Source organism: Paenarthrobacter sp. TE4293, from assembly GCF_050435325.1.
Lineage (GTDB): Bacteria > Actinomycetota > Actinomycetes > Actinomycetales > Micrococcaceae > Arthrobacter > Arthrobacter nitroguajacolicus_C.
In genome coordinates this window covers 292,227-317,523 of the sequence record NZ_JBNJRY010000001.1, presented here as the reverse complement: position 1 = coordinate 317,523, position 25,297 = coordinate 292,227, and the positions used below count along the sequence as shown (strand labels likewise).

Annotated in this window: 21 protein-coding genes; 13 read left to right on the top strand and 8 right to left on the bottom strand. The window is 62.3% G+C overall.

What is annotated here, in order from left to right:
* Positions 1 to 114: 114 nt before the first annotated feature.
* From QF015_RS01495 to QF015_RS01485, 3 genes are all read left to right on the top strand, one after another.
* Positions 115 to 840 carry a beta-ketoacyl-ACP reductase gene (locus QF015_RS01495; RefSeq protein WP_310204842.1) on the top strand — a complete coding sequence of 242 codons (726 nt, stop codon included), beginning with the start codon at positions 115 to 117 and terminating at the stop codon, positions 838 to 840.
* A gap of 116 nt (positions 841 to 956) precedes the next feature.
* Positions 957 to 1,709 carry an SDR family oxidoreductase gene (locus QF015_RS01490; protein WP_310204839.1) on the top strand — a complete coding sequence of 251 codons (753 nt, stop codon included), beginning with the start codon at positions 957 to 959 and terminating at the stop codon, positions 1,707 to 1,709.
* 269 nt (positions 1,710 to 1,978) lie between these two features.
* The gene (locus QF015_RS01485) at positions 1,979 to 3,481 is read left to right on the top strand and encodes a sugar ABC transporter ATP-binding protein (protein WP_429386389.1); all 1,503 of its coding nucleotides are present in this window, start codon (positions 1,979 to 1,981) and stop codon (positions 3,479 to 3,481) included.
* Between the two features lie 68 nt (positions 3,482 to 3,549).
* Here QF015_RS01485 and QF015_RS01480 read toward each other — a convergent pair whose 3' ends face one another.
* Positions 3,550 to 3,918: a hypothetical protein gene (locus QF015_RS01480; protein WP_429386388.1), complete on the bottom strand. Its 369-nt coding sequence runs from the start codon at positions 3,916 to 3,918 to the stop codon at positions 3,550 to 3,552.
* 535 nt (positions 3,919 to 4,453) lie between these two features.
* Positions 4,454 to 5,338, bottom strand: a complete 885-nt coding sequence (serB, locus tag QF015_RS01475) for a phosphoserine phosphatase SerB (protein ID WP_429386387.1) — start codon at positions 5,336 to 5,338, stop codon at positions 4,454 to 4,456.
* 111 nt (positions 5,339 to 5,449) lie between these two features.
* Between serB and QF015_RS01470 the strand changes: the two genes are divergently transcribed.
* The 5 genes from QF015_RS01470 to QF015_RS01450 all read left to right on the top strand — a co-directional run bounded on the left by QF015_RS01470 (position 5,450) and on the right by QF015_RS01450 (position 9,442).
* Positions 5,450 to 6,235, top strand: coding sequence for an ABC transporter ATP-binding protein (locus tag QF015_RS01470; RefSeq protein WP_310204826.1), 786 nt, complete (start codon positions 5,450 to 5,452; stop codon positions 6,233 to 6,235).
* Positions 6,236 to 6,254: 19 nt separating this feature from the next.
* Positions 6,255 to 7,040: a sulfite exporter TauE/SafE family protein gene (locus QF015_RS01465; protein WP_429386384.1), complete on the top strand. Its 786-nt coding sequence runs from the start codon at positions 6,255 to 6,257 to the stop codon at positions 7,038 to 7,040.
* A gap of 7 nt (positions 7,041 to 7,047) precedes the next feature.
* Entirely contained in the window at positions 7,048 to 7,857 is an 810-nt protein-coding gene (locus tag QF015_RS01460) for a TrmH family RNA methyltransferase (protein ID WP_310204820.1), read from the top strand.
* A gap of 142 nt (positions 7,858 to 7,999) precedes the next feature.
* Complete coding sequence (locus QF015_RS01455) at positions 8,000 to 8,257, top strand: type B 50S ribosomal protein L31 (protein ID WP_017200906.1); 258 nt, start codon at positions 8,000 to 8,002, stop codon at positions 8,255 to 8,257.
* An 84-nt stretch (positions 8,258 to 8,341) separates the two neighbouring features.
* A complete protein-coding gene (locus QF015_RS01450) occupies positions 8,342 to 9,442 on the top strand; it encodes a lipoate--protein ligase family protein (RefSeq protein ID WP_310204817.1) in 1,101 nt (366 codons plus the stop codon).
* A 20-nt stretch (positions 9,443 to 9,462) separates the two neighbouring features.
* On the opposite strand, the gene pepN is transcribed toward QF015_RS01450, so the two are convergent.
* Together pepN and QF015_RS01440 are read right to left on the bottom strand one after the other, a co-directional pair.
* Positions 9,463 to 12,069: an aminopeptidase N gene (gene pepN, locus QF015_RS01445; RefSeq protein ID WP_429386382.1), complete on the bottom strand. Its 2,607-nt coding sequence runs from the start codon at positions 12,067 to 12,069 to the stop codon at positions 9,463 to 9,465.
* 4 nt (positions 12,070 to 12,073) lie between these two features.
* Positions 12,074 to 13,117: a YeiH family protein gene (locus tag QF015_RS01440; protein ID WP_429386380.1), complete on the bottom strand. Its 1,044-nt coding sequence runs from the start codon at positions 13,115 to 13,117 to the stop codon at positions 12,074 to 12,076.
* Between the two features lie 111 nt (positions 13,118 to 13,228).
* Between QF015_RS01440 and QF015_RS01435 the strand changes: the two genes are divergently transcribed.
* The 3 genes from QF015_RS01435 to QF015_RS01425 are packed head-to-tail and all read left to right on the top strand — an operon-like array spanning position 13,229 to position 16,615.
* Positions 13,229 to 14,785, top strand: coding sequence for a circularly permuted type 2 ATP-grasp protein (locus QF015_RS01435; RefSeq protein WP_310204807.1), 1,557 nt, complete (start codon positions 13,229 to 13,231; stop codon positions 14,783 to 14,785).
* A 55-nt stretch (positions 14,786 to 14,840) separates the two neighbouring features.
* A complete protein-coding gene (locus QF015_RS01430) occupies positions 14,841 to 15,767 on the top strand; it encodes an alpha-E domain-containing protein (RefSeq protein ID WP_026540668.1) in 927 nt (308 codons plus the stop codon).
* On the top strand, positions 15,764 to 16,615 hold the full coding sequence (locus QF015_RS01425; RefSeq protein ID WP_310204804.1) for a transglutaminase family protein: 852 nt from the start codon (positions 15,764 to 15,766) through the stop codon (positions 16,613 to 16,615). The genes QF015_RS01430 and QF015_RS01425 overlap by 4 nt, the downstream gene beginning before the upstream one ends.
* Before the next feature lie 72 nt (positions 16,616 to 16,687).
* Here the strand turns inward: QF015_RS01425 and QF015_RS01420 are convergent, their stop codons facing one another.
* Both QF015_RS01420 and glgC read right to left on the bottom strand, forming a co-directional pair.
* Positions 16,688 to 18,139: an SDR family NAD(P)-dependent oxidoreductase gene (locus QF015_RS01420; RefSeq protein ID WP_310204801.1), complete on the bottom strand. Its 1,452-nt coding sequence runs from the start codon at positions 18,137 to 18,139 to the stop codon at positions 16,688 to 16,690.
* A gap of 73 nt (positions 18,140 to 18,212) precedes the next feature.
* Complete coding sequence (gene glgC / locus QF015_RS01415) at positions 18,213 to 19,625, bottom strand: glucose-1-phosphate adenylyltransferase (protein WP_310204798.1); 1,413 nt, start codon at positions 19,623 to 19,625, stop codon at positions 18,213 to 18,215.
* 93 nt (positions 19,626 to 19,718) lie between these two features.
* Here glgC and glgA point away from each other — a divergent pair, with 93 nt between their 5' ends.
* Positions 19,719 to 20,915 (top strand): glycogen synthase, encoded by a 1,197-nt coding sequence (gene glgA, locus QF015_RS01410; RefSeq protein WP_310204795.1) that lies wholly within the window; start codon positions 19,719 to 19,721, stop codon positions 20,913 to 20,915.
* A 121-nt stretch (positions 20,916 to 21,036) separates the two neighbouring features.
* On the opposite strand, the gene QF015_RS01405 is transcribed toward glgA, so the two are convergent.
* On the bottom strand, positions 21,037 to 23,139 hold the full coding sequence (locus QF015_RS01405; protein ID WP_429386374.1) for an acyl-CoA dehydrogenase: 2,103 nt from the start codon (positions 23,137 to 23,139) through the stop codon (positions 21,037 to 21,039).
* 46 nt (positions 23,140 to 23,185) lie between these two features.
* The gene (locus QF015_RS01400) at positions 23,186 to 23,941 is read right to left on the bottom strand and encodes a TetR/AcrR family transcriptional regulator (protein WP_310204790.1); all 756 of its coding nucleotides are present in this window, start codon (positions 23,939 to 23,941) and stop codon (positions 23,186 to 23,188) included.
* Between QF015_RS01400 and QF015_RS01395 the strand changes: the two genes are divergently transcribed.
* Complete coding sequence (locus QF015_RS01395) at positions 23,940 to 25,292, top strand: acetyl-CoA C-acetyltransferase (protein ID WP_429386372.1); 1,353 nt, start codon at positions 23,940 to 23,942, stop codon at positions 25,290 to 25,292. The genes QF015_RS01400 and QF015_RS01395 overlap by 2 nt on opposite strands.
* Positions 25,293 to 25,297 lie beyond the last annotated feature (5 nt).

Sequence of the window (25,297 nt, the reverse complement as noted above, 5' to 3'; positions counted from 1 at the left end):
AAACCGCGCGGGTTGCCGGTTACCCACGGGTTGTGCCGGCCGGCGGATAAGATCGACACAGGAAAATCCCCCTTCAAAGCGGCTGACATATGCCGCGGAACCTGGAGCGAAAGCATGTCTGAAGCAGTATCAACCGGCCGCAGTGTCCTGATAACGGGCGGCAACCGAGGGATCGGCCTCGCCATCGCGGAATCGTTCCTTGCCAACGGTGACAAGGTAGCTGTCACCTACCGAAGTGAAACAGAACTGCCTGAGGGCATCCTGGGCGTCAAGGCCGATGTCACGGACGAAGCATCTGTTGACGCTGCATTCAAGATCGTCGAAGAGGCCCACGGCCCCGTCGAAGTACTGGTGGCGAACGCCGGGATCACCAAGGACACGCTCCTCCTCCGCATGAGTGAGGACGACTTCACTTCCGTCCTGGACACCAACCTCACAGGCGCCTTCCGGGTCATCAAGCGGGCGTCAAAGGGCATGATCCGGCTTCGCAAGGGCCGCGTAGTCCTGATCTCCTCTGTCTCCGGCCTTTATGGTGCCCCCGGCCAGATCAACTACTCCGCCTCCAAGGCCGGCATGGTGGGCATTGCGCGGTCCCTGACCCGGGAACTCGGCAGCCGGGGCATCACCGCCAACGTCGTAGCGCCCGGCTTCATCAACACAGATATGACCGCTGAACTGCCGGAAGAGACCCAGAAGTCCTACTTGGCCAATGTTCCGGCAGGACGCTTCGCCGAGGCCTCCGAGGTAGCAGACGTCGTCCGCTGGATTGCCAGTGACGAAGCCGCCTACATCTCGGGCGCCGTCATCCCGGTTGACGGCGGCCTGGGCATGGGCCACTAGCCCACTAGTCGCCAGCACAGTTTTTGTCCGGGGCCGACAACGGATTTCATCCTTGCCGCTGGCATGATGGAAGGCGACGCCACGGAATTTGGATGAAGTGAACAAAAGGAGCATGAATGGGAACGCTGGATAACAAGACTGCCATCGTCACGGGTTCTTCCCGCGGAATCGGCGCCGAAGTTGCCAAGATCCTCGCAGGCGAGGGGGCCGCCGTCGTTGTTAACTACCGCCAGAAGGCGCCCCGCGCCAACAAGGTAGTGGCCGATATCCAGGCAGCAGGCGGTCGTGCAGCAGCAGTGGGGGCGGACCTCACCACCGATGAGGGCGTGCACGCCCTCGCCAGCAAAGCCATGGAAGAATTCGGCTCCCTTGACGTCCTGGTGCTCAATGCATCCGGCGGCATGGAATCGGGCATGGAAGAGGGGTACGCGCTCAAGTTGAACCGCGACGCCCAAGTCAACATGCTCAATGCGGCAGTTCCGCTCATGCCCGAGGGCTCACGCGTCGTTTTCGTCACCAGCCACCAGGCGCACTTTGTGGAAACCGTCCCCACCATGCCTGAGTACGAGCCGGTAGCCAAGAGCAAGCGCGCCGGCGAGGATGCGCTGCGGGAGCTCCTGCCGAACCTTGCGGACAAGGGCATCTCACTGGTTGTCGTCTCCGGTGACATGATCGAGGGCACTGTCACGGCAACCTTGCTGGACCGTTCCAACCCCGGAGCAATCGAAGCGCGCCGCGCCGAAGCCGGCAAGTTGTACTCCGTCGAAGAATTTGCGGCCGAGGTTGCCAAGATGGTCACCGCGGACGTCGAGAGCGGCCACACGGAATACGTCGGCGGCGCCGACTATTTCGGTAAGGCTGCCGAGTAGCAAGCATCTGAACAACAATGGCCCGGAACCTGCGTCCCGGGCCATTGTTGTTTAACTCCCGGGCTCCCGGGGACTCCACAACGTCCATTTATGACAATGTGATAAATATCCAGATTTTCGCGTCACGAAATGGGAATTGCAGTTTCGTCAATTCTGCGTTGCTTTAACGGAGTCCATCTGGTTGAATCTCCAAGGCACCCCCGCGCTTGGATGTCAGCACGTTGCATAAACCTACGGTGGGGTCGTTTATGCCGGCATTAGGAGCTTCTTTGGATCTGTTATTACAGGCTGACGATATTTACGCATCGTACGATCAACGCCGCGTCCTCAAAGGCGTCGGACTTTCGTTGCATCGTGGCGAGATCCTTGGGTTGATCGGAACAAATGGCGCCGGCAAGACCACCTTGATGGGCGTCCTGGCCGGAACCCACAAACACGATCACGGCCGTATCACTTTGGACGGAGAAAAGTTTGTGCCTGACTCCATCGCCGAAGCGCAGGCCTGCGGAGTCGGCCATATTCCCCAAAACTTCCGGATCGACCCGGAACTGACCGTTGCCGAGGCCATCTTCAGGGGGACCTTCCAGTCAGGAAAGTCCCACGGGGAACTCCGCGACCACGCGGCCAAACTCATCCGGGACATCGGTATCAGCATGGACCCTGACGTCACAGTCGGAACACTGATTCGAGCCGAACAGGCCCTGGTGGAAGTCCTCCGGATGGTTGCGGAAGAAGCCCAACTGGTGATCATGGACGAAGTGGCCGCCTCATTGCCGGACCACGATGTCGCCGTCCTGCATCAGGTCCTGAGGATGCTGATAATGCAGGGGCGCGCGATCATCTACATCACGCACCGCCTGGATGAAGTCCGCTCCATTGCCCACCGCATCGCCGTGATGCGCGATGGCCGGGTGCACACGATGGTGGAAGCCAGCCAAACCGACGTCGACGAACTTGCCTTCCTACTGCTGCAACAGGAACTGGAGAAGGTTGCCCGGCCCGTGGGGCCGGCAGATGGCGAGGAAGCCCTGCGCATCGCCAACCTCAGCGTGGCGGACAGGGTCCGGGGCGTGAGCTTCTCCGTGGCCAAAGGCGAAGTCTTCGGACTGGTGGGAACGCACAAATCCGGTGTCTACGAGCTGGTCGAAGCGCTTGCGGGAGTGAATCCATGCACCTCGGGTGGAATTTATCTTCAGGGAAGCCTCGTCCACATCCGGCGGACCCAGGATGCGGAGCGCCTGAAAATTGGCTATTCCCCGAATGTCGCCGACACCCTGGACAGCGCGTCCAGCATAGCTGCGGGTCTCCAGCAGGGAAACGATGCGCGCCGAGAGAGCCTGCAGGACGAAATAACCCAACTCCGGGGTATAGCCGACGTGGTACACCGGATGCGCATCAACACGACCAACCTCCAGGGAGCTATCTCCACGCTTTCCGGTGGTGACCGCCAGAAGGTGGAACTCGCCCGATGGATCTCCGCAGACTGCGATGTCCTGATCCTGAGCCATCCCAGCCGAGGGATCGACATTGGGGCCAAGGAGATGGTGTACAGGATGCTCACACAACTCACCCGGACAGGCGTCGCTATCATCCTCGTGTCATCGGATCTCTCCGAGATCGTGAACTGGTGTCACAGGATCGGCGTCATGCGCGACGGCGGGCTGGTGACCATCGAGGCAAACGCCAATACCAATGAGGATGTTCTGGTGCACCACATGATGGGCGTTAAATTCGAGTCCGGAAGCCGCCCGGCCCGCCGCGTGAAGAACTGAGGGAACCTTCAACACCACCATGAGGGCGGCCGCTCATGTCGCGGCCGCTCTCATCGTTTCCCGGAGCCTCAGATGGCAATGACCTTGGAGATGTTATTGAGCTTATGGCGTGCCAGGGCCAGGTTGGCATAGGTACGATCCAGAACCAGATAAACGAAAAGGCCCTTGGAGCCGGCCGAGTTCAGGACGTTGATCAGGTGGTACTGGGAATCCAGCGTGATCAGGACATCTTCGATGGTGCTGTCGAGACCGAGGTCGGCCATCGTGCGCAGCTTTGAACTGACGACATTGGAGTTTCCCGCTGCGGCAACGCCAAGGTCGAAGCCAGGGTTGCCACCTTGGGCCAATGCCATGCCGCTGGTGTAATCGACGATGGCCGCACCAGTGGCACCTTCGATGGACAGCAATTGCTTCGTTGCTTCATCAAGCGAGCTCATAATACGTTCTTCCTGTTCTGTTGTGTCATCCCGGGTAGCCATGAAGTTGTCCGACGCGATTTCCCCGTACGAGGACGTGCTGGGGGCGGAGTTCCACTGATTGGGAACCATTCCTGATGCCACCGAGTCGGGGTGCCGGTCATGGATGAATTCGTGGAGGGGCGTCGGAAGGGTTTGAAAACCCTCGCGACGTTTCCACCATTTCCACGTACGCTCCGAACGGTTCACTTACTGCCCCTGCACTTCCATTGTCCTGGACTGCCATATGCTCCACGGATTTCCTCATTGAGTTTTTCACTCTACACATCAATGGCTCATAAATGAGGAAAAAGGCAAATTGCAGGAGGATATTCGTCACGCACTTCCCAATTAATGACGATTTGATAAACAGTGAGAAAAGTGGCGTCACGAATTGAGGTTTTGCGTTTCAGCTCGTAAGCCGCGCAGCACCGGCCTTGTTTTTGGGCGCGCTGAAGCGACTCCAAGCATGGCGGTGGTTCAGCGGCATCAACGGCTGCGGCAGGGCAGCCGGACGTCAGACGTTGGCGATGTGCCTGACGGCATCGAGGTACGGCATGTTGATGGCAGCGTCGGCCACCGCGCGAACCGCCGGCTTGGCATTGAACGCGATACCGATGCCCGCGGCACCAAGCATGTCCAGGTCGTTGGCGCCGTCTCCTACTGCGATGGTGTGCTCAAGGCTGATTCCCTCGGCAGCGGCCCACTCACGCAAGTACTTCTCCTTGGCTGCACGATCGATAACGGCGCCCAGCACCTTGCCGGTGAGGACGCCGTCGACGATTTCAAGCTCATTGGCAATCCAATGGTCCAGGCCGAGATCGACGGCTATGGGACGGAGGATCTGGTTGAAGCCACCGGACACCACAGCCACAATGTGACCGGCCTCCTTGAAGGCCGCCACCAATTCCGCAGCACCAAGGCTCAGCCGCACCTCCCTCCTTACGGAGTCGACAACGTCGACCGGCAGCCCGGCGAGCACAGCAACCCGGGCATGGAGACTTTGGGCAAAGTCCAACTCACCGCGCATGGCAGCCTCGGTGACCGCGGCGACTTCCTCGCGCTTGCCTGCATGTGCAGCCAGCAACTCGATGACTTCCTGCTGAATCAAGGTTGAATCCACATCCATGATGAGGAACTTCCGGGATGCATTGCGCAGCCCTTCCGGAACGATGGCCGTATCCATACCGGGGCGGGCCGCCGCAGCAAGCTCCCGGCGGAGGGCGGCAGTGGCATCCACACCCGCATCAAGTCCGGCGGTAACGACGTCGAAGCGTTCGTTCCCACCCTGTGATTCCGATGACACTGCAACGCCGGCGTCGGCGAGGACCTTCCGAACGTTCTGGAGGGATTCGGGGGACAAATGCACGCCATAGCTGACCGCAGCCAAGTTCGAAGTCATGGCCTCAATCCTACTGAGGGCGCCGCGTCCCCCCGAATTCGTTTCACCTGATAAACGGCAGGAAGGGACCGGTTATCAGTCATGTGGATTTTTGTCCTAGTGTCTACTGCTATGAGTGATGTTCTGGAACTGGCTTCCGTCAGCGTTGTCCGAGGCAAGAAGACCCTGCTGGACAAGGTTGACTGGCAGGTCAACGAGGGCGAACGCTGGGTCATCCTGGGACCGAACGGTGCCGGCAAGACCACCCTGCTCCAAATAGCCGCGGCCCGGCTCCATCCAAGCAGCGGCAAGGCCGGGATCCTCGATGAAGTCCTGGGCCGTGTTGACGTCTTCGAACTCCGCCCACGGATTGGACTGTCGTCCGCAGCTCTTGCTACCCAGATTCCCGAGCACGAGAACGTCCTGAATGTGGTGGTCACTGCTGCCTATGGTGTCACCGGCCGCTGGCGCGAAGGCTACGAGCGCGACGACGAACGGCGCGCCTTTGGCCTGCTCAACGATTGGGGAATGGGCCCTCTGCTCAACCGGACGTTCGCCACGCTGTCCGAGGGGGAGAGGAAGCGTGTCCAGATAGCCCGCGCTCTGATGACCGACCCCGAGCTTCTGCTGCTGGATGAACCCGCCGCAGGTTTGGACCTGGGTGGCCGCGAGGAACTGGTCCACAAGCTCGGCGAGTTGGCCAGCGACGAAGCCGCACCCGCCATGGTGCTGGTCACCCACCACCTTGAAGAAGTGCCTCCAGGGTTCACCCACGCCATGCTGCTTCGCGAAGGTGGCGTGGTCGCTGCCGGCCCCATCAAGGAAGTCCTCACCGACGAACACCTGAGCAATACGTTCGGCCTTGCCCTGGACGTCTCGGAAAACAGTGGCCGTTACACTGCCACCGCCCGCCGCTAGAACGGTTCAGTAGCCAACAGTGGAAATTCTTAGCAGCATCCTGGTCTTTTTTGCTGGCTTGTGGGCCGGCACCATCAACGCGGTAGTCGGCTCCGGCACGCTGGTGACCTTCCCCGTGCTCATCGCCATCGGCATCACACCCGTGGTTGCGTCCATGAGCAACGCCATGGGCCTGGTGGCTGGCACAGCAGCAGGGGCCTGGGGTTACCGCCGCGAGTTGGCCGGCAGGGGACGGCAGCTGATGAAGCTGTTGCCGGCCTCACTGCTGGGCGGCATCACCGGTGCGTGGCTGTTGCTGCATCTGCCGGAGAAAGTCTTCCACTACGTAGCTCCCTTCCTGCTGGTCCTGGCGCTGCTGATGGTGTTGTTCCAGCCCAAGCTGCAGGCGTGGGTGCGGAGCCGGGAACAGAATCCTGAACATGCCATTCGCGACCGCAGCCACGGGCTTCTTCTGGTGGTCCTCGTCTACCTTGCCGGCGTCTATGGCGGATATTTCGTTGCTGCCCAGGGAATCCTGCTGGTGGGCATCCTCGGTGTGTTCCTGACGGGAACCATGCAAAACGCCAACGCCATGAAGAACATCCTGGTGTTGGGCGTCAACATGGTGGCCGCAATCTCCTACCTCATCTTCGCCTTTGACCGCATCAACTGGCTGGTGGTCCTCCTGATTGCCGTGAGCTCCACCATCGGCGGCCTTGTGGGATCAAGGGTGGGCCGGAGGCTGTCACCCCGGGTCCTCCGGGCCGTCATCTTCACCCTTGGCATCGTGGCCCTTGGCTTCATGATCGCCAACCTGCTGAAATAATCCCCCCGTGACCTTCCACTACCTTGAGTCCGCGGACGATCCGCGGGTGACGGACTACACCACGCTCACTGATGTGCACCTCCGGAAACTGCGTGAGCCCGAAGAAGGGATGTATATCGCTGAATCCTCGAGGGTCCTGCGCAGGGCGTTGGCTGCAGGGCACCAGCCGCGTTCATTTTTCCTGGCCGAGAAATGGCTGGACGATCTCGACGACGTTTTCCAGGCGTATCCCGACGTCCCGGTATTCATTGGCAAGGCTTCCTTGTTGGAAGAGATTACGGGCTTCCACCTGCACAGGGGAGCCATGGCGGCAATGCAGCGGCCGGCCCCTGTCCCGTTGGAGGAGCTCCTGGCCAGCGCACAGCGCGTTGCCGTGCTTGAAGACATTGTTGACCACACCAATGTCGGAGCGATCTTCCGGTCCGCTGCCGCCCTGGGCGTGGACGCAGTCCTTGTTTCTCCGCGCTGTGGAGATCCCCTTTACCGGCGCAGCGTCCGCGTCAGCATGGGAACCGTGTTCCAGGTGCCCTGGGCGCGGCTTGAAAGCTGGCCGGATGACTTGGAACGCCTGAAGGAGCAAGGCTTCACGGTCGCCGCCATGGAGTTGACCGACGACGCGTTGGATCTGGATGATCTCGCTGCCCGGGACTACCGGAAGCTCGCCCTGGTGCTCGGAACGGAAGGCGCCGGCATGAGCGCGGACACGTTGTCGGCCGTCGACCTCGCCGTCAAAATTCCCATGCGCGCTGGGGTCGATTCGCTCAATGTTGCCGCGGCCTCAGCGGTCGCCTTTTGGGAACTCCGCCCACGCGGCTGAGGTCGGTTCGTACGGCGGTGCGGTTTCCGCTATGATTGGTTGTTGGCCCGGACACTGGAATGTTCATCTTCCAGCGACCAGACCACCTCCATTCATACCTGGCAGCTGGCAAAATCCAGTTGCGCGAACAAAAGGTCCCATTATGAAGTCTGATATCCACCCGAAGTACGAAGCTGTTGTTTTCAACGACCTGGCTTCCGGTACGCAGTTCCTGACCAAGTCCACCGTGTCTTCCTCGAAGACCATCGAGTGGGAAGACGGAAACACCTACCCGGTTATCGACGTCGAAATCTCTTCGGAGTCCCACCCGTTCTACACGGGTAAGCAGCGCATCATGGACTCCGCTGGCCGCGTCGAGCGCTTCAACGCCCGCTTCAAGGGCTTCGGCGGCAAGAAGTAACCACTTCACCCCAAGGCTTTCAAGGCCCGCATTGCTGGATCTCCGGCGATGCGGGCCTTTGCGTTTTCCGGCAAGATGGAACGCATGACTTCCCTGCCTGCACATGAGACGGTAAAGCACGACGACGGCACTCGCCTCCACGGCGAATATAAAGTCCCCGGAGGCAAACTCGTGGTGGTGGACCTGGATCTGGTGGATGGCCGATTCGCGAACGTCTCACTGAGCGGGGACTTCTTCCTGGAACCGGACGAGGCCCTGCAGGACATCAACGGGGCGCTCACCGGCCTTCCCGAGACCTCCACGGCTGCAGACATCGCAGCGGCAGTGACAGAGCGCCTGCCCGAAGGAGCTGTACTGTTCGGATTCTCCGCGGAAGCCGTGGCAGTCACCGTACGACGGGCATTGTCCAAAGCCACCAGCTGGGCGGACCACCAGTGGGAGGTCATCCCGCCATCAGTCCTGCCCACGCAGGTGAACGTGGCGCTGGACGAGGTCCTCACCGAAGAAGTCGGGGCCGGCAGGCGCAACCCCACGCTCCGGTTCTGGGATTGGGAAGAGCCATCGGTGGTCATCGGCAGCTTCCAGTCGGTTCGGAACGAAGTTGATCCCGAGGGTGTGGCCCGCCACGGCATTACCGTGGTGCGACGCATCAGTGGGGGCGGCGCCATGTTCATGGAAGCGGGAAACTGCATCACGTACTCGCTCTACCTGCCGCAGACCCTGGTGGATGGCATCAGCTTTGCCGACTCCTACGCGTTCCTGGATGCCTGGGTGATGGCTGCACTGGAAAAGCTGGGTATCACTGCGTTCTACGTTCCCCTCAACGACATTGCCACCGAACAAGGCAAGATCGGTGGCGCTGCACAGAAGCGGCTCGCCAACGGTGGCATGCTGCACCACGTCACCATGAGCTATGACATCGACGCCGACAAGATGGTTGACGTCCTGCGCATCGGCAAGGAAAAGCTCTCGGACAAAGGAACACGAAGCGCCAAAAAGCGCGTGGATCCCTTGCGTCGCCAAACCGGATTGGCCCGGGCAACCATCCTTGAGGCCATGCAGGAGGTCTTCATCGAGCGCTATGGCGCCGTCGAATCGCGCCTCACCGAGGCAGAGCTCGGTGAGGCGAAGAAACGAGTCGACACGAAGTTTGGCACCGGCGAATGGTTGAACCGGGTTCCGTAACTGCGGCCTGCCCCGTCGGCCTAGCCCCGGGCGGCCTGTGCAGTGAGTGACCGAAGCAGGTGGCTCCGTTGCTCGATGATGATGCGGCGCAGCGCCCGGGGGGCATCAGCGTGGCCCTGCAGCCAATCGTCGGTCCTGGCGAGGACCGGGTGGTCGGCAGGTTGCATGCCCTCCGACAGATCCTGGGCACCGGGGAACAAGCCACGCACGATCCTGCCGGCAATTTCCATGCTGCGCTCGGCCCACACCCGTTCGAGGCAGTCGAAGTACGGCTCTTCATAAGGTTCCAGCAGGGTGCGGGGTGCAGTGGCAAAGCCGGCGATGGTTGCGCTCAGGATCTCGTTGGAGAGTCCGGTGCTGTTAACAGCTGAGTCCCATGCAGCTGCCTTCACTGAAGCATCCGGGATGGCTGCCGACGCGAGGGCATGGCCTTCCCGGCCCGACGCCGTCTTATCCGCTTCCAGTTCCCTGTCCAGGTCGGCGCGGGTCGCCTGGCCCTGGGCGGACAAGGCCTGCCAGAAGCTCCACCGCAGCTCAGCGTCGACGGCCAGCCCGTCGATGACGTTGCTGCCATCCAGGATTCCCCGCACCAGGGTAAGTTCACTGTCGCCATGCCTGGAGACGTCAGCCAGGGTCCGGGCCCAAGCCAGCTGCTGGTCGGATCCAGGAGCCGCTGCCTTGAGCTGGGCAGCCACCACAGCGAGGAAGTCGTTGCGCACCCCGCTGCGTGCCGGGGCCGGAACGTAGCGTTCGATGGCGATCGAGGCGTTGCCGAGGACATTCAGGAGGACACCAATACCGGTCTCCGAGGGCGCAAACTGCTCCACCGCGGCCACGTACTGGACAGCCGGTGTTGCGCCGTCACGGGCGGAATCCCACAAGGCAGTCCAGCAAAGCGCGCGGGCCATGGGGTCGGTGATTTTGTCGAGCAACGTCCGGACCGTCTTTTCGGAGCCGGGATCCAGCCGCACCTTGGCGTAACTAAGGTCGTCGTCGTTAACCAGAAGCAAGGCAGGACGGCGCTTCCCGTTCAGTTCGGGTACCAATGTGCTGGGCCCTGCAACGTCGATCTCGATACTTTCGGACCGCACAAGGTTTCCCGAAGCATCAGCGTCATACAGGCCCAACCGCAACCGATGGGGACGGAGTTCCTGGTGCCCGGTAAGGGGGTCGACGGCATCCTGCTGGAGCGTCACCGCACCCAGGACCCCTTCATCGTCGACAATATCGGCTTGGATCGTGGAGATACCGGACGTCTGCAGCCATTGCCGCGCCCAGCCCCCAAGGTCCCTTCCGGAAGCGGTGCTCAGTGCCTGAAGAAGATCCTGGAGGGACGTGTTGCCGAACTCGTTGTCACGGAAGTACTGCCTGGAACCGGCAATGAAAGCGTCAAAGCCGACGTAGGCCACCAGTTGCTTCAGGACCGAAGCTCCCTTGGCGTACGTGATGCCGTCGAAGTTCTGCTTGGCTGCTTCCAGGTCCGGGATGTCGGCAACAATTGGATGCGTGGTGGGAAGCTGGTCCTGGACGTAGGCCCACGCTTTGCGTTTGCTGGCAAAGTTCACCCAGGCGGTGTCCCAGTCCGTGGCCCGGTCCACGCCCAGTGTCCCCATGTAGTCGGCAAACGACTCTTTGAGCCAGAGATCGTCCCACCAGTTCATCGTCACGAGATCGCCGAACCACATATGGGCCATTTCGTGCATCAAGGTATTGGCACGGGCCTGGTACTGGGCATCGGTGGCCCGGGAGGCGTAGACGTACTTCTCTGTGAACGTGACCAGGCCGGGGTTTTCCATGGCGCCGAGGTTGTATTCGGGCACGAAGGCCTGATCGTACTTGCCCCAAGGGTAGGGGTAGTCGAAGAGCTCGTTGAAGAAGGCCAGACCACTCTTGGTTAACCGAAACAGTTCGTCGGTATCGAAGAAGTCGGCCAACGATGCGCGGCAGTAGAGTGCCAGCGGCACGTCAAGGCGGGTGCCGTCGTCGAACGTTGCTTCCCACTGATCTGTTGCCATGAAGTAGGGCCCGGCGAGCACCGTGGTGATGTACGTGGACATGCGCTTGGTGGTGGCGAAATCCCAGCGCGCAACGGCGGTATCGTCCGGGACTGCAGTGCACGCGTCCTGAACCCCGTTGGACGCGACCTTCCAACCGGCGGGGGCGAACACATGGAAGGTGAATTCGGCTTTGAGGTCGGGCTGTTCGAAATTGGCGAAGACCCGGCGGCTGTCCGCCGGTTCGTACTGGGTGTAGAGGTAGCACTGGCCGTCGGCGGGATCCACGAAGCGGTGCATGCCCTCTCCGGAGCGGCTGTAGAGTGCCGTTCCGGTCACCGTGACCGTGTTCTCGGCCGTGAGCCCTTCCAGGATGATCCTGTCGCGGTCCACCGCTGTCCCCAGGTCCAGTTCCTTCCCATTGAGCACCACTGAGTCCACGCCGCCATGGATGAAATCCAGGAAGGTGGCAGAGCCAGGCTGAGCGGAGAAAGTGATGGTGCTGGTACTCGGGTAACCGGAGACTGCGGGATCTTCCGCGTCACGGACATCGAGGGTGACGTCGTAGCTGTGGGTGGTGATCAGGGCTGAACGGGTAGCGGCTTCATCGCGCGAGAGGTTGTGATTCGACACACAGCTATCTAATCATGATCACGGCAGCGCCCAAGCCCAGCGAGGCGATGAGCAGCCAGGAGCCCAGGGCCACCACAACAGCCCGGCCTCCAGTGTGGATCAGGGTCCTGATGCGCACCGCCGAGCCCAGTCCGAACAGCGCCGTCGCCAACAGAAGATCCTGGACGGCTGCCGCGATATCCAGGCCAGTGGGCGGCACCCAACCCAGGGAACGCACCGCCACCATCGCGAGGAATCCCACGACGAACAGGGGCACGATCGGCGGGAACCTGCCGTCCGCTTCGGTGCGCGCGGCGCCGTTGGCGCGTTCCCTGACATGAAGGATTCGCTGGTGCAACCCTGCCGTGGCCGCCACCGGCGCCAGCAGGACAACCCGTGTTAACTTCACGACGACGGCGATCGCCAGGGCCGGGGTCCCGGCGGTTTGGGCGGTGGCCACCACCTGTCCGACATCGTGGACGGAGGCGCCGGTCCAGGCGCCGAACTGCTCGGGATCCAGGTTCAGCGGGTGCATGAGAAGCGGGAGCACGCCGATCGCCAAAGTGCCGCACAAAGTCACGAGTGCTACGGGAAGGACGGTGTCCTGGTGCTTGATCCGCCGCACTGCGGCCATGGCACCAATCGCGGAGGCACCGCAGATGGAGAAGCCAGTGGCAATCAGCAAAGCTGCCTCTCCGGGAAGGCGCAACAGCCTCGCCAGGCCATACGTCCCGGCGAAGCTCACCAGAACCACTCCGGCGATCAACAGCAGCGCCAGCCATCCCAGTCCGAGAACGTCGGCCATGCTGACCTTGAGACCCAGCAGGACGATGCCCGCACGCATGAGGTGTTTCCCGGCGAAGTCGAGGCCCGGGCGGGCGCGCCCCGCGGTGAGTACCGCCGTCCCCGGTATATTTGCTGAGAGCAAGCCCAAAGCAACAGCGAGCGTCATGGCGGGAACAGCCGGAAACACGGTGTGGATTGCGAAAGCAAGACCCGTAGCGGCGATGCTCAGGACCAAGCCGGGCCCCAGCCGGGAGAGCTGGGGCGCGAGACTGTTGAAGGGCATGCCTCAACCCTGCCGGATGGGGGCACGGAAAGGCGAACCGGGAGCTTCCGGAAACCGCGACACAATCAGCGCGTAATGCGCTCGACTCAAAAAGGTGATTGTCTAATTCCCATGTCTGACCTATTCCAGGATTACTCCGAGGCCGCTGCCCGCAGTGGCGCCTATGACGAGATGTTTGCCCCAGGCCACGTGGCCAGAAAATCCTACGGTCAGGTTTCCGGTGCCCTGCGGGAGCTATCCCTTGCGGATGTGACAGCCCGCGCGGACTCCATGGCACGCACGTTCCTGGACCGGGGCGTCACGTTCGATTACGCGGGGGAGGAGCGCCCCTTCCCGCTGGACATCGTTCCCCGCGTTATTCCCGCCGATGAGTGGGATGTCCTGGAACGCGGGGTTGCCCAGCGCGTCAAAGCGCTCGAAGCCTTCCTCAATGACGTCTACGGAAGGATGGCGGTGGTGACCGATGGGGTGATCCCGAGGCAACTCGTGACCACCAGCGCACACTTCCATCGGGCAGTCCACGGTTTCGAGCCGGCCGGTGGTGTCCGTGTCCACGTTTCCGGCATCGACGTCGTCCGTGATGCTGCAGGAACCTTCAGGGTGCTCGAGGACAATGTCCGCGTTCCTTCCGGAGTCAGCTACGTCCTTGAGAATCGGCGCGCCATGGCCAAGGGCCTGCCCGAGGCCTTCGGCCAGCAGCATATCCGTCCTGTCGAGGAATACCCGCGCCGGCTCCTCTCCGCACTCCGGAAGACAGCTCCGGCGGGTGTGGACGACCCCACCGTTGTTGTCCTGACACCGGGCGTCTTCAACAGCGCCTACTTTGAGCACACCCTCCTTGCAGGGCTCATGGGCGTGGAGCTGGTGGAAGGCCGGGACCTCATTTGCCGCGGCAACCGTGTGTACATGCGGACCACTGCAGGTGAGCAGCGCGTGGATGTCATCTACAAGCGCATCGACGACGACTTCCTGGATCCGCTCCAGTTCCGTTCCGATTCCATGCTGGGTTGCCCGGGTCTGGTCAATGCCGCCCGGGCCGGGGGAGTGACCATCGCCAACGCGGTGGGCAACGGCGTAGCCGACGACAAGCTCGTGTACAGTTACGTCCCTGACCTGATCCGGTACTACCTTCACGAAGAGCCGATCATCGCCAACGTGGACACTTTCCGGCTTGAGGAAAAGGAAGCCAGGGAACATGTGCTGGACCGCCTGGACGAGCTGGTGGTCAAGCCGGTTGACGGCTCCGGCGGCAAGGGCTTGGTCATTGGACCCGACGCCACCAAAGACGAGCTCGATGCCCTGCGCAAGCGCGTCATTGCCGATCCCCGCGGCTGGATCGCCCAGCCTGTCCTGCAGCTTTCGACCGTCCCGACACTCTCCGGGGACAGGTTCGGGCCCCGGCACGTTGACCTTCGGCCTTTTGCGGTCAACGACGGCGACGACGTCTGGGTCCTGCCCGGCGGCCTCACCAGGGTGGCGCTCAAGGAAGGTTCCCTGATTGTGAACTCCAGCCAGGGCGGCGGCTCCAAGGACACGTGGGTATTGGCCGACTCGCCGCAGATGCCGGCCGAGGTCATTCCACGCCAGTCCCTTACTGTCCGTGAACAGGTCTCCGTGTGGCCCGTGGAAAGCAACTGGCGTGACCGCCAAACGGAGCAACAGCAGTGACCCGGATCCACCACCACTTGAACTTCGACCTGCACCCCGCGAAGGAGGCAGTTCCATGCTGAGCCGTATTGCTGAGTCTCTTTTTTGGATCGGACGCTACGTAGAACGCGCCGACGGCACCTCCAGGATCCTGGATGTGCACTTGGAGCGGCTTAACCATCTGCCCCTTGAAGAGCAGCGAAGCGTTGCCCGCGAGCTCCTTGCCGTCATGGGCGCCAAACCCCAGAGTGAGGACTTCGGCTTGCCCGAGCTCCTGCATGCACTGGCCTACGACAAGCAGAGCGCGTCCTCCATTGCCGGTTCACTCGGTGCAGCCCGCGAGAATGCACGGCGTGCCCGGGAGACCGTCTCCCAGTCGCTCTGGGAAAGCCTCAACACCACCTACTACGGCCTCAACCAGCACCGTAAGGACGTAGTGGGAACCTACCGTTTCTGCAACTGGGTCCTGGAACGGACGGCCATGGTTCGCGGCCTGGCGGACACCACCGTCAGCCACGACGAAAGCTGGCTGTTCATGGTCCTTGGACGCTCCCTTGAACGGGCCGATATGACGGCCCGCATGCTGTCGACGCGCGATGTCCAGTCGGCGGGAATGTCGTGGGTCAACATGCTCCGCTGTGCCGGGGCCTACGAGTCCTTCATCCGCACACGCAGGGCAGCTTTCGGTGACCAACACGCCGCCGAGTTCCTCCTCCTGGACCGCCTGTTCCCACGTTCCATTGTCTATGCCTTGCGTGATGCCGATGAATGCCTTGCCAAGCTGGATCCGTCAGCCCAGCGTGTGGGCTTCATCAACGATGCCCGCCGCATTGTCGGCCAGGCGCGCACGTTCCTTGAGTTCCACCGTACGGATGACCTCATGTCCGAACTGCCTGAACACATGGAACGTGTGCAGAAGGCCGTGACGCAGGCGTCGGACGCAATTTCCCGTAAGTACTTCAATCAGGCTGATGAGCACGCCTGGGTGGGAGAAGTTTCATGACCCGGCTGAGCATCGTCCACAAGACGGCCTACAAGTACAACCGCCGAGTGACGTTGTCCTACAACGAAGCCCGGATGACTCCGTTGACGGACGGCCAGCAGGTGGTCCTGGAGTCCTCACTGAAAGTCGCACCCAACCAGGCGTCAGTCAGCACCTACCGTGACTACTGGGGAACACGCGTCACGGCATTCGATATGCAGATGCCGCATGAGAGCCTCGAGGTCCTGGCGACGGCCACAGTGGAAGTGCATCGCATCGAGCGCGTAGCCGTCGAGGACGACATCGTGGGGTGGGATGTCATTGCCTCCGACAAGGTCCAGGACGAGTTCAGCGACTGGTTGCCCCAGTCAAGGTTGAGCGGCCCCGGCGATGAAGTGCTCGATATCGTGCCTGGAATTGTCGACGGAAAGAACCCCCACGAGGCGGCTTTGGCTGTGTTCGCCTGGATGGCGGGCGAAATGACCTATATGAAGGGCACCACCGGCGTGACGACCAATGCCGAGCAGGCGTGGTCGCAGCGCCAGGGCGTGTGCCAGGACCTGGCGCACCTTGCCATTGGAGCCCTGCGCTGCAGCGGAATTCCGGCGCGTTACGTTTCCGGGTACATCCATCCGCGATCCTCCGCGGATATCGGCGAAACGGTTGCCGGACAGTCGCACGCCTGGTTGGAATGGTGGGACGGCGAATGGCGCAGCTGGGACCCCACCAACCACAAGCCCGCCGGTGATTACCACGTGACGGTGGCCAGGGGGCGGGATTACCGCGATGTACCCCCGCTGAAGGGGATTCTGTCCGGTGGCGGTGGTTCCGGACTCTCCGTGTCGGTGGAGATTACCCGCCTCGCCTAGCAGTCTTTGAACGGATAAGGCCCTTAAGAGTCGCTCTTAAGGGCCTTATCCGTACACAACGCGAGAGACTTCCTACCAGGGTGACGGCTTGTAGTCCTTGAGGAAGACACCATACTGGTCCTCGCCCTTTTCGCCCATCACGATGGGGTCGTAAACACGGGCGGCACCGTCCACCAGGTCCAGGGGAGCGTGGAACCCTTCCTCCATCAGCCGCACCTTGGTGTAGTGGGGGCGCTCATCCGTGATCCATCCGGTGTCCACCGCGGTCATGAGGATGCCATCGGAATCCAGCATTTCCTGGGCGCTGGTCCGGGTCATCATGTTCAGGGCAGCTTTGGCCATGTTGGTGTGCGGGTGTCCCGGGCCCTTATAGGCGCGGGAGAACTGCCCCTCCATGGCTGAGACATTGACGATGTATTTACGGTGCGCCGTGGATCGCCTCATGGCATCGCGCAACCGGCTGACCAGCAGGAACGGCGCGGTGACGTTGCACAGCTGCACTTCCAGCATCTCCAAGGGGTCCACTTCATCCACCATCTGGGTCCAGCTGTTGATCGTTGCGAGATCGGGAACCAGCCCGCCGGCGTCGATCGCCGTTCCTGATTCGATCCTCTCCAGCGATGCCGACCCCGTGGACAGTGCCAACGAGGTGATCGCATCACCGGCGAGCACCGGGTGCTCGGTGACACTGCTGGCCAAAGCGAGGGGGTGCTTGTCGTGCGCATGGCCGAACGTCACGAGTTCCGGACCACCGTTGGCAGGTTCCAGGGCGGCAGGCAACGGCTCGTCCTCGGCGTCCACCAGCGGTTTGTAAGCGTTGCCGGAGCGACGCACGGTCTGTGCGGCGTTGTTGATGATGATGTCCAGGGGACCGGCGTCGTTGAGGGAATCGGTCAACGCCATCACCTGTGCGGGGTCACGGAGGTCGATGCCAACGATCCGTAGTCGGTGCAGCCATTCCGCGCTGTCTTCCATGGCGGCGAAGCGTCGGGCAGCGTCCTTGGGGAAACGGGTGGTGATCGTCGTGTGCGCTCCGTCCCGCAGGAGTCGCAACGCAATGTACATGCCGATCTTGGCACGGCCGCCGGTCAGCAGTGCCCGACGCCCCGTGAGGTCGGTCCGGGCGTCGCGCTTGCTATGGCTGAACAAGGCGCATTCGGGGCACAGCTGATGGTAAAAGGCATCTACCTGGGTGTAGTGCTTCTTGCAGATATAGCAAGGACGCGATCGGATGAGATGGCCCGCGATCTCTCCTGTTGCGGAGGGAGCAAGCTTGTTGCCGCGGGTTTCGTCATCAATCCGGTCCGGCGCTGCGGTGGCAGTGAGGGCAATCACAGCCCGATCGGCCTCGGCGATGGAATCGCGCTTGGTGACGCGGCGGTGGCGTTTGACCGCCTTGAACATCTTGCCGGTGGCACGACGGACGGCAACATAATCCGGGTGCTCTTCGTCGTAGACGTGGATCGTTGTCAGAACCTTGAGGCAGGCCTGGATCTCTTCAGGCGTCAGATCGGTAGAGCTCATTGACCTGATTTTACAGCCTTGGGACCCTTTGGCCCGCCTCGGGTTCTGTCTGCGTCAGCGACGTGCCAGGTGGTTAGTTAGCTGCGCCCTGTGATGCGGCGTCCGGCACCCTGGACTGGATTCCGGCAGCGACTTTTTCTGCGGAGTCACGGATGTCGGGGTCGTGGTGCGTGGCCGCCTTGACGGCTTCCGGCAGCCCCCGGCGGTACTGTGCAGAAAGTGCGAGCTCTGCTTCACCGGGTTCGGGGACAACCTGGCCCTTCGCCAGGACCGTGATGCCCGACTCCGTGACCTTGTACCCGCGGGCCTTGTCCAGGGCCGGGTCGAGGCCAATGGCGGCCCCTGCAGGAACCTTCACGTTCTTGTCCAGAATCGCCCTCTTGATCACGGCGCCTTCGCCAACGCGGACCTTATCCATCAGCACGGAGTCCTGGACCCTGCTGCCGGCCGCCACGTAGGCATCGTTGGAGAGGACGGAGCCCTCCACGATGCCGCCGGAGACCACCACGCCGCTGGCAACAATGGAATCGAGGGCCGTTCCCACCGTGTTGTTCTCGCCACGGACAAACTTCGCAGGCGGCGAGATGCTCTGGCGGGTGTAGATCGGCCACTCCGAGTTATAGAGGTTGAAGATCGGTACGGGGGAGATGAGGTCCATATGCGCGTCGTAGAACGAGTCGATGGTACCGACGTCGCGCCAGTACGTCCGGTCCCGTTCAGTAGCACCGGGAATGTCGTTGAGCGTGAAGTCGTACACTCCTGCTTCGCCTTGGTCGACGAAGTAGGGAATGATGTCCCCGCCCATGTCGTGCTTGGTATCGAGGCGTTCGGCATCCACGTGCAAGGCCTCCACCAAGGCGTCCGCGTTGAACACGTAATTTCCCATGGAAGCAAGGAATTGCGTGGGGTCTGCTGCCAGCCCGGGGGTGCTGGCCGGCTTCTCCACGAAGGCGGCAATCTTTTGGGGATCGTTCTGGTCCACTTCGATCACGCCGAACTGGTTCGCCATGTTCAGCGGCTGGCGGACGGCCGCGACTGTAGCCTTGGCGCCACTGGCAATGTGCTGCTCCACCATTTGGGAGAAGTCCATCCGGTACACGTGGTCTGCGCCGACCACAACCACGATGTCCGGGGCGTCGTCATGGATGAGGTTAAGCGATTGGTAGATTGCGTTGGCGCTGCCAAGGAACCAGCTCTTTCCCACGCGTTGCTGCGCGGGAACAGAAGCCACATACCGGCCCAGCTGCGTGGACATGCGCCAGGTTTCCGAGATGTGCCGGTCAAGGCTGTGCGATTTGTACTGCGTCAGAACAACGATTTTCAAATATCCCGAATTAACGAGATTGGATAGTGCAAAGTCAATTAACCTGTAGCCGCCTGCGAACGGAACCGCGGGCTTGGCCCGATCCGCCGTCAGCGGCATCAGTCGGTTGCCTTCTCCGCCTGCCAATACGATTGCCAGAACTTTCTTCAACGCCATGGTCACAGCTCCCCGTACGTCTTCGTATCCCCCAAAAGTCCGATTTTCCGGACCCTTTCACACTAGAACACATACGCCGGAACGACTACGTTGGTTAGCGTGCGAATAGACATTGTGACTAAAGAATTCCCTCCGGAAATATACGGCGGTGCCGGTGTCCACGTTGCCGAGCTCAGCCGCGTGCTGGCAAAGCACGTCGACCTTCACGTCCGGGCGTTCGGTGCGCCCCGTGACGCCGACTATCATGGGGCTTCCGTGGCGTCCTACGCCACGCCCGAAGACCTCGGCGATGCCAACGCCGCCATCCAGACCCTCGGCGTGGACCTGAGGATCGTTCCGGACATTGCGGGAGCGGACGTTGTCCACTCGCACACCTGGTACGCCAACATGGCCGGCCACCTCGCCTCGCTGCTGCACGGCATTCCGCACGTGCTCAGCGCCCACAGCCTTGAGCCCCTGCGCCCGTGGAAGGCTGAGCAGCTGGGCGGCGGCTATGCGCTGTCCTCCTGGGTGGAAAAGACCGCCTACGAGGCAGCCGCAGCGATCATCGCCGTCTCCGACGGCATGCGCCAGGACATCCTCCGCAGCTACCCCACGGTGGATCCGGACAAGGTCCGCGTAGTGCACAACGGCATCGACGTTTCCCTCTGGGAACGTGATGAAAACGATGACGCGATCCGTGCCCTGGGGATCGATCCTGCCAAGCCCAGCGTGGTCTTCGTGGGACGGAACACCCGCCAGAAGGGCGTTCCGTACTTGCTCCGCGCCGCATCCAGCCTGCCCGACGACGTCCAGGTGGTCCTGTGCCTCGGGGCGGCGGATACTCCAGAGCTCGCCGCGGAAACTGCCCGCCTCATTGAGGAACTTCAGGCAAAGCGCCAGGGCGTCATTCTCATAGAACGGATGCTGCCCCGGAAGGAGCTCATCCAGGTTCTCAGCCATGCCACGGCCTTCGCCTGCCCGTCGATTTACGAGCCCCTGGGCATCGTTAACCTCGAAGCCATGGCCTGCGGCGCCGCGGTGGTGGCCAGTGCCACAGGCGGTATTCCGGAGGTCGTCCAGCATGGTGAAACCGGACTCCTCGTCCAGCTGGAGCAGGTCACCGACGGCACTGGAACGCCGTTGGATCCGGAGAAGTTCGTGAGCGACTTCGCGGCAGCCTTGAACGAGGTTGTCGCCGATCCTGCGCGGGCCCGCGAGATGGGGATTGCCGGACGACGCCGGGCGGAGGAACACTTCTCCTGGGAATCCATCACGGAAACCACGCTTGAGGTCTACCGCTCCGTCCTTCGATAAAGGCAATCCAGGCACCACCTCAGCAGGAAAGCCCGACGGCGCCGCCCCCCTTGGCGGGGACGGCGCCGTCGGGCTTTTCCAGACGTTCCGCCGATGTTCACCATCCGGCGGCGCGACGCTGCTAGCGGGTTTTGTTTGCCTTGCGGGCGAGAAGGGTCTTCTCGTCCACGGGGGCGCTGCCGCTGGCGCGCTGCTCGCGGAAATGCTTCCGCGCTTCGTCCTGGCGGGTGGATTCAGCACCGGTGGCGATGGAGGCCCTGAGATGCTCCGGCCCATAGCCAAAAGCATCAACCAGGTCCACGGCATGCGGGCGGATCTTGACCAGCAAGCGGTTGATGTACGCGCCCACTGTCCGTCCCCGCTGCATCGAGAGCCGTCCGTTCATGAGGTACCAGGACAGGTGCTTCTCAATCAGGGACAGTCCGAAGAGGTCACGCAGCCACGTCAGGACACGCTTGGTTCCCTCATCGGAGACTTGTGCCAGGGCTTCGGTGAAGGCCTCCCACTGGAGCAGTTCTGCGTGCGCCTGGGCAGCTTCGATGAGCTCGTTCTGATGCTGGTTGAAGAGGGCCGCCGCTTGGTGCTGCGGAAGCTTGTTGGCTCCCTTAAGTGCAGCACCTACCTCGGCAACCATGGACTGCACCCGGTCGGCGAGCAACGTCCGCTGGCCTTCCTCGTCCCGCAGGGCCAGGGCGGCTTTCTGGACCGACCCCGTATCGGCCACGAACTGGGCAACCTGGCGAAGCCCCGTCCGGTGGAGCGCCACTCCGGCCGCCTGGTCCACCACGTAGCGGGCAAGCACACCGAAGTCTGCGCTGCGGAATTCCTTGGCGTAGTCGGCCAGAAGACGCTTGGCCACCAACTGCAGCAGGACGGTGTTGTCGCCTTCGAAGGTGACATAGACATCGAGGTCCGCGCGCAGCGAAGCGAAACGGTTTTCGATCAGGAAACCAGCCCCGCCGCAGGCTTCGCGGCATTCCTGCAGGGTGTCCAGGGCGTGCCAGGTGCTCAGCGGCTTGAGCGCGGCTGCCAGCGTTTCCAGGTCCTGGCGGTCGGCATCGGTATCGTGGGCACCCGAGAACACGTCGTCGAACTTCTGCAGGAGCTGTTCGTGCGCGAAGCTCGCCGCATAGGTGGTGGCCAGCCGGGTGAAGAGGCGGCGCTGGTGCCGCTGGTAGTCCAGCAGGACCTCTTCGTCGGTTGCCGAAGAGGCGTTGAACTGACGGCGCTCCGTGGCGTACTGGATTGCTGTTTTCAGTGCCACCTTGCTGGCAGCAACCGCGGCGCCGTCCAAGGAAACACGTCCTTGGACGAGGGTGCCCAGCATGGTGAAGAAACGGCGCCCCGGGCTTTCGATGGTGGAGGAGTAGGCCCCGTCCGCGGCTACGTCGCCGTAACGGTTCAGCAGGTTGGCGCGGGGGATACGTACGTCTGTGAAGTGCAGCCGGCCATTGTCAATTCCGTTGAGTCCACCCTTGATGCCGTCATCTTCGCCGCCGATGCCGGGCAGGAATTCCTTGGTGGAAGGATCGCGGAGTTCAACGTAGAAGGCATGAACGCCGCGGTTGACGTCCTGGGTGATCAGTTGGGCGAAGACCACAGCGGCCAGGCCGTCATTGGCAGCATTGCCGATGTAGTCCTTCCACGCGGCGCGGAAGGGCGTGTTGATGACGAACTCCTGGCTGGCTTCGTCATAGGTGGCCGTCGTGGCGATGCTGGCGACGTCCGAGCCATGGCCGGTCTCAGTCATGGCAAAACAACCCGGGATGTCCAGGTTCATGATCCCGGGAAGCCACTTGTCGTGGTGCCCGGCAGTCCCGAGGTGCATCACGGCGGAACCGAAGAGGCCCCATTGAACACCGGCCTTGATCTGGAGGGATGGGTCAGCGGTGACCAGTTCCTCGAAGCCGGCGATATTGCCGCCGTGATCATCCGAGCCACCCAGGCGGGTAGGGAATGCGCGGTGGACGGCGTTGTTGTCCACCAGGAACTTCAGTTGTTCGAACACACGGGCACGATGCTCCGTGTGGTGCATCCCTTCAATTTTCTGCACAGCCGGGTTCCCTGCCACTTCACGCGCCTGGTGCCGGATGTCGGCCCATTTGCCGAGGAGTTGTTCTCCCAACGCGGCGACATCAACCACAGGCGTGGCGCCAGTGGTGGCGGCGTCGTTGCTGCCCGCGGGCTGCTGCCCCGATGCGGTCCGGTCCACTACTTCAGTCATGTTGCTTCCTTCTTTGGTTCCGACAACTGATGAGTCATTACTGGTGTCAGGTGGTGGTTTTGAGTGCCGGGGCGATGCCCAGGCACAACCAATCGGTGATCTGTCCGGCCATCGTTGCCTGGTCCGGTTTGCCGATGCCGGCCGGGCTTCCCAACCACATCTCACCGGCGTTCCTGACGAGTCCGATGGCGGCGGTGGGCCAATAGACGATCACCGCCTGGTTCTCGTCGCCCAGGTATTCCCGCATGGGCGTGGCGATCATGTCCGAAATTTGTTCGAAGAAGTTTCCCAGCGCTCCGGACGCTGCAATGGCATCCTGGGCCGAGGCCTCTCCGGGAGTAAGCCGCGTAATGAACGCGTACACATGGGGACTGGATTCGGCCATCTGCAAGTAGGCGGAGACCATGGCGAAGAGCCCCTCGCGGGGAGTCTGGGCCAGTTGGGCTGCTTCCTGCATGCGGCGCTGCATCTGCCCCAGGACTACCTCGCCCATGGCTTGCTGAAGGCCGGCCTTGTCGCCGAAGTAGCGGTAGAAGACCGATTTGGATGTCCCAGCGGCCCCCGCGATGTCCTCCATGGAGGCATCGCTGCCGAGTCTGTGGACCGCTTTACGGGCCGACCTGATGAGCTCCCCGCGCCGCTCCTCGCGGTGGGACTGCCACCGGGCAGCCCGGCCGTCGACGGCGGCATCCTGCGCACCCGCTGCGGCCTGGGCGGATTCTTCGTGGCGACTGTTCACGATACCCAGCGTATCAGGTACGCTGGGTATCAGTAACTGGCAATGATCGAAGGAGACAGGCATGACTGCAGCAGACGTCACCACGGGCGGAACCCGGGAACCGGCTTCCACCCCCCAAGCGCCACGCGCGGCGGTCATCGTGGGCGGCAACCGCATCCCGTTCGCCCGGACCGGGGGACCTTACGTCAAGTCCTCCAACCAGGACATGCTCACCGCAGCACTGGATGGCCTGATCGCGAGGTTCGGGTTGCAGGATGAGCGCATCGGTGAGGTAGCTGCGGGTGCTGTGCTCAAGCACTCCCGGGACTTCAACCTCACCCGGGAAGCGGTCCTGGGCTCGGCATTGTCACCGGAGACCCCGGCCTATGACCTCCAGCAGGCTTGCGCGACCGGCCTGGAAACAGTGATCGGCTTGTCCAACAAGATCAAGCTGGGCCAGATCGACTCAGGAATCGCCGGCGGAGTGGACTCGGCGTCGGATGCCCCCATCGCCGTGAGCGAGGGGCTTCGTGAGATCCTGCTGGACCTGAACCGCGCGAGAACTCCGGTGCAAAAGCTGAAGATCATCGGTCGGATCCGCCCCAAGGATCTGGCACCCGACGCTCCGAACACAGGAGAACCCCGCACCGGCCTGTCCATGGGGGAGCACCAGGCACTCACCACTGCCCAATGGAAGATCACCCGCGAGGCCCAGGACGAACTTGCCTTCAACAGCCACCGCAATCTCGCAGCAGCCTACGAGCGCGGCTTCTTCGATGACCTGATCACCCCGTACCGTGGACTCAGCCGGGACTCCAACCTCCGCGCGGACACCACCTTGGAGAAGCTGGCGGCGTTGAAGCCCGTCTTCGGCAAGAACCTGGGCTCGGAGGCCACCATGACCGCCGGCAATTCAACACCGCTGACCGATGGCGCATCGACGGTTCTTTTGGCAACGGGAGATTGGGCCGACGCCCATGGCCTCCCCAAGCTGGCAACCGTCGTCGACGGCGAAGCCGCAGCGGTCGATTTCGTGCACGGCAAGGACGGTCTGCTGATGGCGCCGGTCTTCGCCGTACCGCGCCTCCTGGCCCGTCACGGATTGACGTTCGAGGACATTGACTTCTTCGAAATCCATGAGGCCTTCGCAGGAACCGTCCTGAGCACGCTCGCTGCCTGGGAAGACGAAGACTTTGGACGCACACGCCTCGGACTCGATGGAGCGCTAGGAAAGGTGGATCGGGCCAAGCTCAACATCAATGGATCATCCCTCGCAGCGGGGCATCCGTTCGCTGCGACAGGTGGCAGGATTGTGGCATCGTTGGCGAAAATGCTGCACGAAAAGGGCTCCGTCAACGGGCGGCCGGCACGCGGCCTCATCTCCGTCTGTGCTGCCGGCGGCCAAGGCGTCGTTGCCCTTCTGGAAGCAGCGTAGGGGGA

What these genes read in the sequence shown, in the direction of transcription:
- QF015_RS01430 (WP_026540668.1), top strand. Translation starts at nt 14,841, where the DNA reads ATGCTGAGCCGTATTGCTGAGTCTCTTTTTTGGATCGGACGCTACGTA.
- QF015_RS01440 (WP_429386380.1), bottom strand. Translation starts at nt 13,117, where the DNA reads ATGCCCTTCAACAGTCTCGCGCCCCAGCTCTCCCGGCTGGGGCCCGGC.
- QF015_RS01450 (WP_310204817.1), top strand. Translation starts at nt 8,342, where the DNA reads ATGACTTCCCTGCCTGCACATGAGACGGTAAAGCACGACGACGGCACT.
- QF015_RS01490 (WP_310204839.1), top strand. Translation starts at nt 957, where the DNA reads ATGGGAACGCTGGATAACAAGACTGCCATCGTCACGGGTTCTTCCCGC.
- QF015_RS01495 (WP_310204842.1), top strand. Translation starts at nt 115, where the DNA reads ATGTCTGAAGCAGTATCAACCGGCCGCAGTGTCCTGATAACGGGCGGC.
- QF015_RS01405 (WP_429386374.1), bottom strand. Translation starts at nt 23,139, where the DNA reads ATGACTGAAGTAGTGGACCGGACCGCATCGGGGCAGCAGCCCGCGGGC.
- QF015_RS01435 (WP_310204807.1), top strand. Translation starts at nt 13,229, where the DNA reads ATGTCTGACCTATTCCAGGATTACTCCGAGGCCGCTGCCCGCAGTGGC.
- QF015_RS01395 (WP_429386372.1), top strand. Translation starts at nt 23,940, where the DNA reads ATGACTGCAGCAGACGTCACCACGGGCGGAACCCGGGAACCGGCTTCC.
- QF015_RS01425 (WP_310204804.1), top strand. Translation starts at nt 15,764, where the DNA reads ATGACCCGGCTGAGCATCGTCCACAAGACGGCCTACAAGTACAACCGC.
- QF015_RS01455 (WP_017200906.1), top strand. Translation starts at nt 8,000, where the DNA reads ATGAAGTCTGATATCCACCCGAAGTACGAAGCTGTTGTTTTCAACGAC.
- QF015_RS01470 (WP_310204826.1), top strand. Translation starts at nt 5,450, where the DNA reads ATGAGTGATGTTCTGGAACTGGCTTCCGTCAGCGTTGTCCGAGGCAAG.
- QF015_RS01400 (WP_310204790.1), bottom strand. Translation starts at nt 23,941, where the DNA reads ATGCCTGTCTCCTTCGATCATTGCCAGTTACTGATACCCAGCGTACCT.
- serB (WP_429386387.1), bottom strand. Translation starts at nt 5,338, where the DNA reads ATGACTTCGAACTTGGCTGCGGTCAGCTATGGCGTGCATTTGTCCCCC.
- QF015_RS01480 (WP_429386388.1), bottom strand. Translation starts at nt 3,918, where the DNA reads ATGAGCTCGCTTGATGAAGCAACGAAGCAATTGCTGTCCATCGAAGGT.
- QF015_RS01420 (WP_310204801.1), bottom strand. Translation starts at nt 18,139, where the DNA reads ATGAGCTCTACCGATCTGACGCCTGAAGAGATCCAGGCCTGCCTCAAG.